Genomic DNA, 12,401 nt, shown 5'->3' with positions numbered 1-12,401 from the left:
GTATCACCGCTCTACTGTAGCACTCACCGCATGGCAATAAAGTCCCGTCTGAGACCTCTGTGATTCATCACCTGAAAACTAGCTGCTATTCTCAAGGTATGACACACTGCTGCCATAGGTTACCTGCAGTAAAATAACAGATACGCCACAGTCACTTGAGAGAAAACCCACTGATGAAATGGATTTGTTCTGTCAGCCTTGCCGTTACTCTGGCGATCCAGCCAGTATTTGCCGACGATCTGATCGGCCCGCACTCACTTACGCCGCAGGCACGCGACGCTTTTGTCACTGACCTGCTGAAAAAAATGACACTGGATGAAAAGATTGGCCAGCTGAGGCTGATCAGCGTCGGGCCGGATAATCCCAAATCCACGATCCGCGATATGATCCAGCAGGGGCAGGTGGGGGCGATTTTCAATACCGTGACCCGCCATGACATCCGTGAGATGCAGGATCAGGTCATGCAGCTCAGCCGCCTGAAAATTCCATTGTTCTTTGCCTATGATGTGATTCACGGTCAGCGCACCCAATTCCCCATCCCGCTGGCGCTGGCCTCCAGCTGGGACACCGATGCCGTAGCGGAGGTGGGCCGTATTGCCGCCTATGAAGCCGCCGATGACGGGTTAAATATGACCTGGGCGCCGATGGTTGACGTGACCCGGGAACCGCGCTGGGGGCGTGGCTCTGAGGGCTTCGGGGAAGACACTTATCTGACGTCCGTCATGGGCCGAACCATGGTGCAGGCCATGCAGGGTAAAAGCCCGGCCGATCGCTACTCGGTGATGACCAGCGTCAAGCATTTCGCTGCCTACGGGGCGGTGGAAGGCGGACGTGATTACAACACCGTCGATATGAGCCCGCAGCGCCTGTTCCAGGACTATCTGCCGCCGTATAAAGCAGCGCTGGACGCCGGAAGCGGCGGGGTAATGGTGGCGCTGAACTCACTGAATGGCGTTCCGGCCAGCGCCGACAGCTGGCTGCTTAAAGACGTGCTGCGCGATGACTGGGGCTTTAAGGGCATCACCATCAGCGATCACGGCGCGATCAAAGAGCTGATCAAACACGGGGTGGCGAGTGACCCTCAGGATGCCGTGCGCATCGCGCTGAAGTCCGGCATCGATATGAGTATGAGCGATGAGTACTACAGCAAATACCTGCCCGGGCTGGTTAAAAGCGGCCAGGTCAGTGAAAAAGAGATCGATGACGCTGCGCGCCACGTGCTCAACGTGAAATACGATATGGGCCTGTTTAATGACCCGTACAGCCATCTGGGTCCCGCCAGCAGCGATCCGGCGGATACCAATGCGGAAAACCGCCTGCATCGTGCCGAAGCGCGGGATGTGGCGCGTAAAAGTATGGTGCTGTTAAAAAACCGTCTGGAGACGCTGCCGCTGAAAAAATCCGGCACGGTGGCGCTGATCGGCCCGCTGGCTGACAGCCAGATTGATATTATGGGCAGCTGGTCTGCCGCGGGTGTGGCCGCCCAGTCCGTGACCCTGCTGCAGGGGATGAAAAACGCGACCGCCGGTAAGGCGACGCTGCTGTACACCAAAGGGGCCAACGTCACCGACGATAAAGGCATTCAGGACTTTATCAATCTGTATGAAAAAGCGATGACCGTGGATACACGATCGCCGCAACAGATGCTGGATGAAGCCGTTGAAACCGCGAAGAAAGCGGATGTGGTTGTGCTGGCCATTGGTGAAGCGCGCGGTATGGCGCATGAAGCCTCCAGCCGCAGCGATCTGACGCTGCCGGAAAGCCAGCTGAAGCTGATTGATGCCATCAAGGCCACGGGCAAACCGCTGGTGATGGTGCTGATGAACGCACGTGCGCTGACGCTGACCCATGAAACGCAGCAGGCGGATGCGATGCTGGAAAGCTGGTACAGCGGCACCGAGGGCGGTAACGCTATTGCCGATGTGCTGTTCGGTGACTACAACCCGTCCGGTAAGCTGCCGATGTCCTTCCCGCGTTCGGTGGGCCAGATCCCAATCTATTACAACCACCTGAATACCGGCCGTCCTTATAACTTCGAAAATCCGAATAAGTACACCTCTCACTACTTCGATGAGGCAAACGGTCCGCTGTTCCCGTTCGGCTACGGACTGAGCTATACGCAGTTCACGCTCTCCCCGGTGAAGATGTCATCAGCCACTATGCCGCGTAACGGTACGGTTAACGCCAGCGTCACCGTCACGAACAGCGGTAAGCGCGATGGAGCGACCGTGGTTCAGCTTTATCTGCGTGATGAGGTGGCGAGTATCAGCCGCCCGGTGAAAGAGCTGAAAGGCTTTAAGCGCATCATGCTGAAGGCGGGCGAATCCCAGACGGTAACTTTCCCGATCGACGTCAGCGCGCTGAAATTCTGGAATGCCAGAATGCAGCAGGTGGCCGAGCCGGGTAAATTTAGCGTGATGATTGGGCTGGATTCAGCCCGAACCGTTAACGCTGAGTTTGATTATCTGTAAATCACAGGGCGGGGTCAGCCCCGCCCGTTCTGCTTTACCAGGCGAAAAGAATGGTCAGTTTACGCGACAGAATTCAGCAGCAGGTATTTCGTTTAAACGGCCTGTCCCTGAACGAGTTTGATCTGTCACAACCGCCGGGCGATCCCGGTCTTTATGGCCCGGACAGCGTGATATGGCGTGTACACGGTGATTTTCCTTCCATGCTGTGTGGTGGGATCGCCGCACTCCTGTTACAGATGCAACATCCCCTTGCACTGGCGGGTGTCTGGGACCACTCCACCTTCCGCCACGATATGATGGGACGGCTGCGCCGGACCAGCCAGTTCATTGCCGTCACCACCTTTGGTAATACCGCAGATGCTCATACGCTGATCGAGCGGGTGAAACGTATTCACCTGCGCGTCACCGGCGTGGATGCTCGGGGGCAGCCTTATGCCGCCAGCGATCCGCAACTGCTGACCTGGGTACACGTAGCGGAAACCCGCTGTTTCCTCGCCGCCCATCTGCGCTATAAAAATCCGCAGCTGAGTCTGGCAGAGCAGAACCGTTACTACGCTGAGGCAGCGTTAGTGGCCGTGGCGCTGGGGGCAGAACAGGTGCCGGACAGCGTGGCGGCAGTGGAGACGTATCTGACGGCGATGCGGCCGCAGCTGCGTTGTGATGAGCGTACGCAGGAGGTCCTGTCGCTATTGCTGAATGCGCCTGCGCCCTCCTGGCAGGCCCGCCCGGCGATGAATGCCATGCTGGTCGCCGGTATTGAGCTACTGCCGCAGTGGGCGCTACAGGACTTTGGCTTGCACTTTTCCCCACTGCGACGACGAATGATACGCCTGCGTATTGCCATCATCGCCAGAATGCTGCGCTGGGCAATTTCACGCGGCGCGTATCAGCGGGCGATGACGCGGGTTGGACGATAACCCTTAACGACGAAGGATATGATCATGAAAACCCTTATTGCCGGCGCGCTGATGCTGATTGCCGCAACGGCCAGCGGCGCAGACCTGTTACGGCAGGATCTGGACACGCAGCTGGAGCGCTGCCAGCAGCAGGCTGTCAGTACGCTTGCGAATCTGCAGTGCTATGAGGCGGCAAATACCGCCTGGGACAGTGAGCTGAACAGCCAGTATAAGCAGTTGCTGGCCGGGCAGTCGCCCGCTGCGCAGGCGGCGCTGAAAAAGGCGCAGCGCGCGTGGATAGGCTATCGCGACAGCTACTTTCAGGGCATGAATCTCTTTTATCAGCAGCAGCAGGGCACGGTCTGGGGACTGGTGGCGGCCGAATCGAAACTGAATGTCGTCAGGGACAAAGCGCGGGATCTTTATCGTCTGCGCAACAGCACCCGGATGGGCGACTGACCCCGGGTAGGGGCGGCGAAAAACCGCGCCGTCTTCTGGCTGCACCATTTTGAGACTTTTACCCTTGCCCTGACGGGGTGCAACGCGCCATCCTCTTCTCTTATCCTGACCTGTTCTCAGGGGAATGGAACCCTACAACCGTCGAGGCCTTATGACACAGCCCTATCAGATTGCTGAGGTGGCCAATCAGCAACAGACGCTGATTGCAATTGTTGAGCAGGATGAGCGCACCGCTTATTTCTATATCTGGCCGGCCGAAGCGTTTCGCCAGCAGTTTGCCGTGCGCGGCTGCTGGCTGCGTAATCTGCTGCCTGCTCCCCAGCAGGAAGATGTGGCCGCGATGCAGCAGGGTACCCCGCCGCTGCTGAGTGCGGAATATTGCCGGACGCTCGCCGCCGAGCCGATGCTCGACCCGGCCGGGCTGCAGATTATCTGGGAACCCAGTGACGACGGCGCTGCACTCTGGTATCAGGGGCAGCTACTGGCGGTGATCCCGGGCTGGAGCCTGTATCAGGATCAGCAGGTGAGCTTTTCTGCGGGCTGCATCAAAGCTAACCGCCTGACCTCACCACTGGGCTCTGCCTCCACCAATAAAAACTACGCCGCCGCGCAGCAGTACCGCCAGTTCTGGCGCGAGTGGCAGGACGGTCAGCTGTGGGAACCTTTCCAGCAGGAGATGCTGCAGTGCTATGAAGCCCAGTACGGTGAGTCCCTGAAGTATTACTCTATTGACCAGGGCAACTGGCCGCCGATGGCAATTTCGCAGCATTACCACGAGGGCAGCTGGTATTTTCTGACGCTGGGCATGTGCATTCGTCCGATGCCTTGGGTCGATTTCCTCTACGAAGACCTGGCCCCGGAGTACCGGCGTACCGAACTGGCAATGGCGGTGGATGCTGAGGTGATGACGGAAGAGAACGCGGTACAGATGGCCAGTGCGCTGGCCGGATTTGCTCATATGCCCTGGGCGCGCCTCAGCTGGCTGGGGGAGGGGCATACGTTGGCCTCTGCGTCGGCCCCGATGGGCTTCGAAGGGTTTATCCTTTCCTCTGCCCTCGGACGTGAAAGCGGGCAGTTTCCTCTGCCAAAACGTGATGGAGAGAAGGTCAATCTGCTATGGGCAGCGCCGGTGACCACCCCGGAGCGCGAGTTCGCCCAGGCCGGAGAGAATGGCGGTATGGAGCTGGTGGCCCGGCTGTTGCAGTACGGCAGCGGACATATTTTCCGCGCCCGTCAGCAGGTGGTCAACGTGGAGGCGTAATACCTCCCTCCGCCCGTGAGGGAGGCGGACACATTGCCGGGAACGTTAGCGAAAGCACGATTTAGTGCAGATCCTCTGCCGCCTCTTATGCCAGAATAGTCAGTATCTGTTCTGAGGAGTCGGCATGTCTGCAATTGAAGTAATTCTGGTCGATAGTCTGGACCGCCCTACCGGTAAGATGGAGAAAATGGAAGTTCACGAAAAGGGACTGCTGCATCGTGCGGTTACCGTTTACGTGTTCAATTCTGACCATCAGCTGTTGCTACAGCGTCGCGCCAGGGGTAAATACCACTGTGGCGGGCTGTGGAGCAATACCACCTGTGGTCATCCCTACCCGCAGGAGTCGACGCAGAGCGCGGCGGAGCGCCGCCTTGAAGAAGAGATGGGGCTGCGTCTGTCGCTGCAGCCCGTGTTTGAACTCAGCTACAATCTGCCGCTCAGTAACGGTCTGACCGAACACGAATATGGCCATGTCTATTTCGCGGTCAGTGATGACCTGCCGCGTATTAATCCGGAAGAAGCGGATGAGTGGCGCTACAGTTCGCTGGCGGATATTCAGCGTGAAATGCAAAGCCACCCGGAACGCTTTACTCCCTGGTTCCTCCTGACCTTTGCCCGCATCCCGGCCGAGTTTGCCCGCTACATCGCGTAGCCATTCTTCACGACTCCTCCAGATAAATTCCCATCCGGTCTGCCAGCGCCAGCAGTTCTCCCACTACGGGAGGGGAGGTCAGAGGCTGTGTTCCGCGACCGGACATCTGCAAGTTCCCGGCCATGCGGTCGCCAAAAAACAGGTAGGCATTACCCTCGTGCTGACGTGAGGGCCAGGTCAGTCCCTGAACCTGCGGATGCTGCTGGTGGATGGCTTCAGCCCACTGGCGAGTGATGCCGTAGCTGCTGGCATCGGAGTGGATCAGTTTTTTCCCTACCCGCATTTTTACCAGAGACGGTAAATCCAGGCTGGCCAGTTGAACAGGTGCCGTGGTGACCAGCTGGCTGTGGCGAAAGGCATCCAGCTGGCTGACCGGGTAGACGATAGCCTGCCGGGAAACGTCGACATCGTGGAAAATCACCTCGCAGAGCGCCACACGTGTAGCATCGCCGGCGTAGAGGGTGGGGATCACGGCACCCAGTCGATCGAATAGCGGGCTGAAGCGTGCATTACCCTGCGTGGTGGAATTAAAGCAGTCACCAGCGAACGGCTGGCGATGAATACGAAACAGTATATGGCCGGGAAGCAGGCACAGATCGTTAATCACGACCGCGCCCCCCGGCGGTAAAAGTCCTTTTTCGTTGTGGCTGTCCTTAGCCATGCAGGGCTCCTGATCTTGCCTGGAGGGCGGCTTCTGCCACCGCCAGGGGATCGCTGTTGAGCAGATCTTTCGGTTTACGCCCGCCCAGCCAGCTATTTTCAGTGGCAAACCAGGCTGCGAGCGCCCAGGAGGTGCGGGTGCCGTCGAAGATCGCCAGCACGCGTTTGATCACCGGTAGCGGTTGCCACGCCTCATCAAATGCATAATCAGGGTAACGATCCTGACCGTCGACGCTGACCGCAAAGATTTTCCCGCGACGCTTCCATGCGTTCGGCCCGGCGCTGCGGTTGCGGTTGGTGAAGTGGGCCCGGTCAGACAGCTCTCCGGAGGCGATCCATTCACCTTCACGCAGCACAAAGGCGCGGATATCCTGCGCACGCAGCTGATTACGGGCTCTGAGCTGCTCATAACCGTCAAAGATACTGGCGGTTTTATTCACCGCCGGGGCGACCTTTGCTTTACGGCGTGCCGGTATCAGCAGCGTCTGCGCGACCTCAAAGAGTGCCAGAGCAAGTGAGGGGTCGAGCAGCGGATTGTTGACCAGCGCTTCCAGTTTTTTGCGCATGGCATCGCGGCTGTCTGCGGGCGGTCGCGCTGTCTCTTTCAGCTGGTTAACGTTAATCACCAGGTATTCAGCGCTCTCCTCCGCCACCATATTGCGCAACTGCTGACCGTTGATGAGACCGACGGTATTCAGTGTAACGGCTGTCATTTTAGCGGACATAAAAGACCCCTGATTGAATATATTGCATAGATTGAATATATCGCATATTTTTCGAGGTGTCTAAAATTTCATCACCGGGCAGGGGCAAAGTCCCCGCCGTGCCTCTCGTAGCCCGAGGGTTCCCGGGGAATCATCAGCAGGGCCAGCAGGCCAATGACCGGTGCCGTGCCAGTCACCCGGAACAGTTTGTCAGTGCGGCGTAGGCCGAAAATGGGGTTTCAGTCATCACGCTTGAGTTTTATTTTAATCAGTAAACTCAGAGCATAATGTCATGACCGGGAGTGAGGTATTACGGCGGGTGATCGGTTAAACCAACGGAAATGAGTGCGTGGCGGCAGGGGGCATGCCGCCTGGCGAGGCCGTCAGGAGCGGACGATAAAGGTATAGCCGGCCAGCATGACGCCACCAATACCACCCAGCGCCATCAGCAGAAAAATAAATACCACACCAATCTTTTGTAAGTTCATCACTTAACCTGTTTTTCTTAACGGAGGGCGAAGTATAGCGCTTCCGCCCTCCGTAATTAAGCCAAACAGGCGTCTTATTGTGCCGCAGCGGGCTGTTTTGAGAAAAATAACGTGACGCGTGCCACTTCAACGCCAAACTTTTTCATTGAGGTGACGTTCATCAGGTGCAGGGCATCCTGTTGATAAATCCAGTCATCGAAGTTCAGTTTATAACTGCTGTCATCGGTTTTCACCGTCATGGTATAGCGCCAGTTGAAGGCGTTGCCGCTGGCATGCCCCTTCGCGGTGCCAATAATATCGCCTGCGGTCCCCACATAGCTGCCGTCAGCCAGGCGGCGAATATGCCAGACGCGGGTCTGCTTCTCGCCGTCGTCATAAACGAACTTTTCGTTCAGCGTCAGAGTGTCGCCGACGACCTGGCCCTGGATCGCCACTTCGAAACGGCGGATCTGCTTGCCGCTATAGTCCTGTACCATGCCCCATGCGCGGGACTCACCGTTGAACCAGCTGAAAATATCAATCTTTGGCTGGGCCTGCTGGTACTCATCAATGGTTGTACCACAGCCCGACAGCAGCAGGGTGCAGGTCAGTAACAGGGATTTCCACATCATTCACCTCCGGTCAGTTCCCGACGGATATCGGGGTAAGTCGATTGTGGCGAGAGCCAGATATTGAGGAAGGCATCACGAAACGCGCTATCAAAGCGCGGCCCGATGGGACGGATAGCCGCCTGAGTTCCGGCATCCTGCCAGTAAAACTGCCCGCCGCCGGCATCCCCCTGAAAGGCCAGACGGTCACCCGGACTGACGTCTGGCCAGACGGTGGCCAGCGTTTTCAGCCACTGCTGGCGTTGATCCGGCGTCCCTGTTTTTTGTGCCTGCCACTGTTCCAGCGTGGCGTCCAGCAGGTCCTGGCGGCTGATATCCCGGCGATAGGTAATGACCAGTGCCAGTGGCCACTGCTGCGGCTGCCAGCGCCCTCCGGGGGTCAGCAGCTGCGAGTCGTAGACGGTAAAAGGTCCCCAGGTGAGCGTAGCCTGACCGACTGTCTGCCAGCGCAGCCAGTCAGCGGCCTGAGTCAACGGTGAGCACAGCAGTAATAACAACAGCCATTTTTTCATCATTTGCTCCGCAGAAGATGGCTGGCTAAGGGTAAATACAGCGCCCAGCCCAGGGCCAGGGCTGCCATAACGACGAGCAGGGGCTGATGCCACTGCAGGCCGCCCAGTCGCTCACCGATAAAATAGGAAAAAGGGCCCCCCAGCGCACCGGCCAGCACCTGCCAGAGGCGACCGGGCGCAAAGCGGGTGAGGATCAGCCACCACCAGCAGGCAAACGCCAGCCACAGAGCCATCATCCAGACCGGTACTGTTTCGCTTTGAGTAAAGCTGAACAGCCCGAGCCTCAGCCACAGGCTGTCCAGTGCTATCCCCAGCAATGCCACCAGCAGCAGCCGGGGTTTGATCCGGCGGGGGCAAAGGAACCAGGCGAACAGCGCCACCCCGCACAGCAGCGGCCAGATACGCGCGCGCAGCGCAACCGCCAGCCCCCAGTAGACATCGAATGCCAGGGTCAACAGCCAGAAGCGCAGGCGGTTCATGCGCGCTGCAGCGTCAGCTGGACGGTGCCAATGGTCCGGGCACGGAAACCAGCTTCGCAGTAGCAGAGATAAAACAGCCACATGCGGCGGAAGCGTTCGTCAAAGCGCCCCTGCGCAAGCTGCGGCCACGCGTGGTCAAAACGGCGTCGCCACAGCTGTAAGGTTTTTGCGTAGTCCGGGCCAATTTCAAGCTGGTCTATCTCGCTAAAATCGCTGACCTCCCGCAGGGTGTTCTGCAGCAGGCTGACCGACGGTAAAAAGCCACCGGGAAAGATATAGCGCTGGATAAAGTCCACGCCGCGCGCATAACCAGTGAAGCGTTCTTCACTGATGGTTATCGCCTGCAGGGCAAGGCGGCCACCCGGCTTCAGCAACTGCTGGCAGCGCTCAATAAACAGGGGGATATAGCGTTTGCCTACCGCCTCGATCATTTCGATCGACACGATTTTGTCGTACTGGCCGCTAAGATTACGATAATCCTCACACAGTACGGTGACGCGATCGCTGAGGCCAGCCGCGGCGATACGCTGACAGCAGTATTCATACTGCTCGCGGGAAATGGTGGTGGTGGTCACCCGGCAGCCGTATTCCCGGGCAGCGAATTCGGCCATCGCCCCCCAGCCGCTGCCAATTTCCAGCAGGTGGTCGTGCGGGGTCAGCGCCAGTTTGACGCACAGGCGCTTCATTTTGGCCTGCTGCGCCTGCTCCAGCGTCATCTCTGGCTGCTGGAACCAGGCGCTGGAATAGAGCATGGCCTCATCCAGGAAGGTAGTATAGAAGTCGTTACCCAGATCGTAATGGGCTGCAATATTCCGCTTTGCCTGCCGCACGTTATTCCGGCGCAGCGCATGGACCAGCTGATTAAACGGGGCGGTCAGCCAGCTAAGGCGGGCCTCCAGCTTATCGGCCACGCGGATATTTTGCGCCAGCGTGAGGATCACCGCGGTTAAATCCGGGGTTTCCCACTCGCCATCCATATAGGTTTCCGCCGCCGCGATGCTGCCTCCCAGCAGAATGCGGCGATAGGCACGCGAATGATGAACCATGACTTCGGCCTGCAGCGGTGCCTGGGCATCGCCGAAAAACTGTGTGCCGAGATGGGGATCGTGCAGGGTCAGACCCGCCCCTTTAATCGCCTGCAGCAGGGAAAAAATCACCCGGCGGGAAGCGGAGAAGCGTTTACCCGTTTTTGCACGGCGTGTCAGACTGAGGTCGGTGCCATTCATGGGTTATTTCTCCGACTTGCTGTGATCATAGACAGGCGCACCTTTGCGCCAAAGTTTCCACGCCTGCCAGTAAATCGCCAGCGCGGTTCGAACGGTCATCATCGGGAAGCGCCAGAGAAAATGGCGCAGTGTCTGCCGGGTGAGCGGCTGACGGCGTAAATGCAGCGTGGCGTCAAACTCCCGTCCTTCGCGGTGGTTTTCAATATGTACGGCCAGGGATTTCCCCGGCGGCGACAGCCGCCAGTGATAAACCATATCCATGGGGTTAAACGGCGAGACATGAAATGCCTTTTGCGTGGTTTCGCTGCCGTCCGGTTTTACCGCGTAGGTATGGCGCTCATTCCACGGCGTATTACGGACTTCGGCCAGCATCCAGCGCAGGGTGTCTGCGGCATCGTACAGATAGTAGAGGTTGACCGGATTAAACGAGCAGCCGAAGTAGCGCAGCTGGGTCAGGAGCATTACGCGTCCGGAGATATGCTCACCCGTCAGGGCAGCAATGCGCGCCTGAGCGCGCTGTTTGATATTGCCCCCACCGCCGAGAAAGTCATCCTCGCTGAAGCTGGCTGCACACAGGCGGCTGCTGCCAATCCCCACGCTTTTCAGCAGCGCCAGCTCATCCAGGTCAATCAGCGGCATAAAAATACGGTAGCTGAACTGGTGATCCACCGGCGTAAAACGGCGGTGGCGCACGTGGCCGCTGTACAGGACGCTGTTCACAGCAGGCCTGCCTGGTCCATCGCTACCACTACGTCGAGGGCGCTGCGAATGCCATCTTCATGGAAACCGTTATAACTCCAGGCACCGCAGAACCACGTGTGATTGCTTCCGTTCAGCAACAGCCGCTGCTGCTGGGTACGCAGGCAGTCGGGTCCAAACTGAGGATGATGATATTCGAAGCGGCGCAATACTTTTGCCGGGTCGATGGTCTGGGTGGGATTCAGGCTGACACAGAAGGTGTGGGCAGACGCAATGCCCTGCAATATATTCATATTGTAGGTCACACTGGCACCCTGCTGTTCGCTGTTATCGTCGCTGTCATTCAGGCGATAGTTCCAGCTGGCCCAGGCCGCACGGCTCTTGGGCAGCAGGCTGGTGTCGGTGTGCAGGACCACTTCATTGGCGCGATAAGGCACGCCAGCCAGCATTTCACTTTCCTGCTGCGAGGCATCGTGCAGCAGTTGCAGCGCCTGGTCGCTGTGGCAGGCAAAAATCACCTGATCATAACGTTCTACTCCGCGCGGGCTTTCCAGCGTAACGCCTTGCGTATCCCGCGTCACCCGGGTGACCGGGGTATCCAGATAGACCTGCATCTGTTGACCGATCAGCTGCATCAGACGGCGAATATATTCACGCGATCCGCCGGGCACCACATACCACTGCGGCCGCTGCGTTAAATCCAGCAGGCCGTGATGATTAAAGAAATTCAGGAACTGGGTCAGCGGCATCTGGCGCATTTCACTCAGCGAGACTGACCAGATAGCGGCCCCCATGGGCAGTATATAGTGCCGGGCAAAGAAGTCGCTGAACCCCTGTACGGTGAGAAATTCGTCGAGCGTACCCTGTTCCTGCTGGTGGGTCAGCCACTGCTTACCGCAGCGGTTGAAGCGGACGATTTCAGCCAGGAAACGGTAAAAAGAGGGTTTCAGCAGATTACTGCGCTGGGCAAACAGGCTGCTGAGAGAGTGGCCGTTATACTCCAGTCCGGTGCGGGTGTTACGCACGGAAAAACTCATCTCCGTTGGCTGACTTTCCAGACCCAGTTCAGCCAGCAGGGCCAGAAAACGCGGATAGGTGCGGTCATTAAAAACAATAAATCCGGTATCAATCGCCCAGTTTTTGCCGTCCAGCTCAACGTCCACCGTCGCCGTGTGACCGCCGAGAGTGGTGCCTGATTCATAAAGGTGGACTTCCGTGCGCGGGGCTAATTTCCACGCACAGCTCAGGCCAGCGATACCACTGCCAATAATCGCAACGCGCACGAT

At 58.1% G+C, this 12,401-nt stretch carries 14 protein-coding genes; 5 read left to right on the top strand and 9 right to left on the bottom strand.

Annotation, left to right across the window (positions count from 1 at the left end; genetic code table 11):
* Positions 1–173: 173 nt before the first annotated feature.
* The 5 genes from bglX to idi all read left to right on the top strand — a co-directional run bounded on the left by bglX (position 174) and on the right by idi (position 5,739).
* Entirely contained in the window at positions 174–2,471 is a 2,298-nt protein-coding gene (gene bglX, locus IFU29_RS07600) for a beta-glucosidase BglX (RefSeq protein ID WP_191933386.1), read from the top strand.
* A 50-nt stretch (positions 2,472–2,521) separates the two neighbouring features.
* Positions 2,522–3,388 carry an oxygenase MpaB family protein gene (locus IFU29_RS07595; RefSeq protein WP_191933385.1) on the top strand — a complete coding sequence of 289 codons (867 nt, stop codon included), beginning with the start codon at positions 2,522–2,524 and terminating at the stop codon, positions 3,386–3,388.
* Between the two features lie 24 nt (positions 3,389–3,412).
* Entirely contained in the window at positions 3,413–3,826 is a 414-nt protein-coding gene (locus IFU29_RS07590; protein WP_244633653.1) for a lysozyme inhibitor LprI family protein, read from the top strand.
* A gap of 151 nt (positions 3,827–3,977) precedes the next feature.
* Positions 3,978–5,087 carry a suppressor of fused domain protein gene (locus tag IFU29_RS07585; protein WP_191933383.1) on the top strand — a complete coding sequence of 370 codons (1,110 nt, stop codon included), beginning with the start codon at positions 3,978–3,980 and terminating at the stop codon, positions 5,085–5,087.
* A gap of 124 nt (positions 5,088–5,211) precedes the next feature.
* The gene (gene idi, locus IFU29_RS07580) at positions 5,212–5,739 is read left to right on the top strand and encodes an isopentenyl-diphosphate Delta-isomerase (protein WP_191933382.1); all 528 of its coding nucleotides are present in this window, start codon (positions 5,212–5,214) and stop codon (positions 5,737–5,739) included.
* Positions 5,740–5,746: 7 nt separating this feature from the next.
* Here the strand turns inward: idi and IFU29_RS07575 are convergent, their stop codons facing one another.
* The 9 genes from IFU29_RS07575 to IFU29_RS07535 all read right to left on the bottom strand — a co-directional run bounded on the left by IFU29_RS07575 (position 5,747) and on the right by IFU29_RS07535 (position 12,398).
* The gene (locus IFU29_RS07575) at positions 5,747–6,400 is read right to left on the bottom strand and encodes an RES family NAD+ phosphorylase (RefSeq protein WP_191933381.1); all 654 of its coding nucleotides are present in this window, start codon (positions 6,398–6,400) and stop codon (positions 5,747–5,749) included.
* Positions 6,393–7,124 carry a DUF2384 domain-containing protein gene (locus IFU29_RS07570; RefSeq protein WP_191933380.1) on the bottom strand — a complete coding sequence of 244 codons (732 nt, stop codon included), beginning with the start codon at positions 7,122–7,124 and terminating at the stop codon, positions 6,393–6,395. Before IFU29_RS07570 ends, IFU29_RS07575 begins: the two co-directional genes overlap by 8 nt.
* 362 nt (positions 7,125–7,486) lie before the next feature.
* Positions 7,487–7,591, bottom strand: coding sequence for a protein YohO (locus IFU29_RS07565; RefSeq protein ID WP_072277467.1), 105 nt, complete (start codon positions 7,589–7,591; stop codon positions 7,487–7,489).
* Between the two features lie 74 nt (positions 7,592–7,665).
* On the bottom strand, positions 7,666–8,199 hold the full coding sequence (locus IFU29_RS07560) for a DUF3833 domain-containing protein (RefSeq protein WP_062746561.1): 534 nt from the start codon (positions 8,197–8,199) through the stop codon (positions 7,666–7,668).
* On the bottom strand, positions 8,199–8,711 hold the full coding sequence (locus IFU29_RS07555) for a hypothetical protein (protein ID WP_191933662.1): 513 nt from the start codon (positions 8,709–8,711) through the stop codon (positions 8,199–8,201). Before IFU29_RS07555 ends, IFU29_RS07560 begins: the two co-directional genes overlap by 1 nt.
* The gene (locus tag IFU29_RS07550) at positions 8,711–9,190 is read right to left on the bottom strand and encodes a DUF2878 domain-containing protein (protein WP_191933379.1); all 480 of its coding nucleotides are present in this window, start codon (positions 9,188–9,190) and stop codon (positions 8,711–8,713) included. The genes IFU29_RS07555 and IFU29_RS07550 overlap by 1 nt, the downstream gene beginning before the upstream one ends.
* On the bottom strand, positions 9,187–10,416 hold the full coding sequence (locus tag IFU29_RS07545; protein ID WP_191933378.1) for an SAM-dependent methyltransferase: 1,230 nt from the start codon (positions 10,414–10,416) through the stop codon (positions 9,187–9,189). Before IFU29_RS07545 ends, IFU29_RS07550 begins: the two co-directional genes overlap by 4 nt.
* A 3-nt stretch (positions 10,417–10,419) precedes the next feature.
* Positions 10,420–11,136 carry a DUF1365 family protein gene (locus tag IFU29_RS07540; RefSeq protein WP_191933377.1) on the bottom strand — a complete coding sequence of 239 codons (717 nt, stop codon included), beginning with the start codon at positions 11,134–11,136 and terminating at the stop codon, positions 10,420–10,422.
* Positions 11,133–12,398: an FAD-dependent oxidoreductase gene (locus tag IFU29_RS07535; RefSeq protein ID WP_191933376.1), complete on the bottom strand. Its 1,266-nt coding sequence runs from the start codon at positions 12,396–12,398 to the stop codon at positions 11,133–11,135. Before IFU29_RS07535 ends, IFU29_RS07540 begins: the two co-directional genes overlap by 4 nt.
* Between the last annotated feature and the right edge of the window lie 3 nt (positions 12,399–12,401).

It is taken from the genome of Erwinia persicina (assembly GCF_014838825.1).
Classification (GTDB): domain Bacteria; phylum Pseudomonadota; class Gammaproteobacteria; order Enterobacterales; family Enterobacteriaceae; genus Erwinia; species Erwinia persicina_A.
This window is presented reverse-complemented; position numbering and strand designations above follow the sequence as displayed.

What these genes read in the sequence shown, in the direction of transcription:
- IFU29_RS07570 (WP_191933380.1), bottom strand. Translation starts at nt 7,124, where the DNA reads ATGTCCGCTAAAATGACAGCCGTTACACTGAATACCGTCGGTCTCATC.
- idi (WP_191933382.1), top strand. Translation starts at nt 5,212, where the DNA reads ATGTCTGCAATTGAAGTAATTCTGGTCGATAGTCTGGACCGCCCTACC.
- IFU29_RS07555 (WP_191933662.1), bottom strand. Translation starts at nt 8,711, where the DNA reads ATGAAAAAATGGCTGTTGTTATTACTGCTGTGCTCACCGTTGACTCAG.
- IFU29_RS07550 (WP_191933379.1), bottom strand. Translation starts at nt 9,190, where the DNA reads ATGAACCGCCTGCGCTTCTGGCTGTTGACCCTGGCATTCGATGTCTAC.
- IFU29_RS07560 (WP_062746561.1), bottom strand. Translation starts at nt 8,199, where the DNA reads ATGTGGAAATCCCTGTTACTGACCTGCACCCTGCTGCTGTCGGGCTGT.
- IFU29_RS07545 (WP_191933378.1), bottom strand. Translation starts at nt 10,416, where the DNA reads ATGAATGGCACCGACCTCAGTCTGACACGCCGTGCAAAAACGGGTAAA.
- IFU29_RS07590 (WP_244633653.1), top strand. Translation starts at nt 3,413, where the DNA reads ATGAAAACCCTTATTGCCGGCGCGCTGATGCTGATTGCCGCAACGGCC.
- IFU29_RS07595 (WP_191933385.1), top strand. Translation starts at nt 2,522, where the DNA reads ATGGTCAGTTTACGCGACAGAATTCAGCAGCAGGTATTTCGTTTAAAC.
- IFU29_RS07565 (WP_072277467.1), bottom strand. Translation starts at nt 7,591, where the DNA reads ATGAACTTACAAAAGATTGGTGTGGTATTTATTTTTCTGCTGATGGCG.
- IFU29_RS07575 (WP_191933381.1), bottom strand. Translation starts at nt 6,400, where the DNA reads ATGGCTAAGGACAGCCACAACGAAAAAGGACTTTTACCGCCGGGGGGC.
- bglX (WP_191933386.1), top strand. Translation starts at nt 174, where the DNA reads ATGAAATGGATTTGTTCTGTCAGCCTTGCCGTTACTCTGGCGATCCAG.
- IFU29_RS07585 (WP_191933383.1), top strand. Translation starts at nt 3,978, where the DNA reads ATGACACAGCCCTATCAGATTGCTGAGGTGGCCAATCAGCAACAGACG.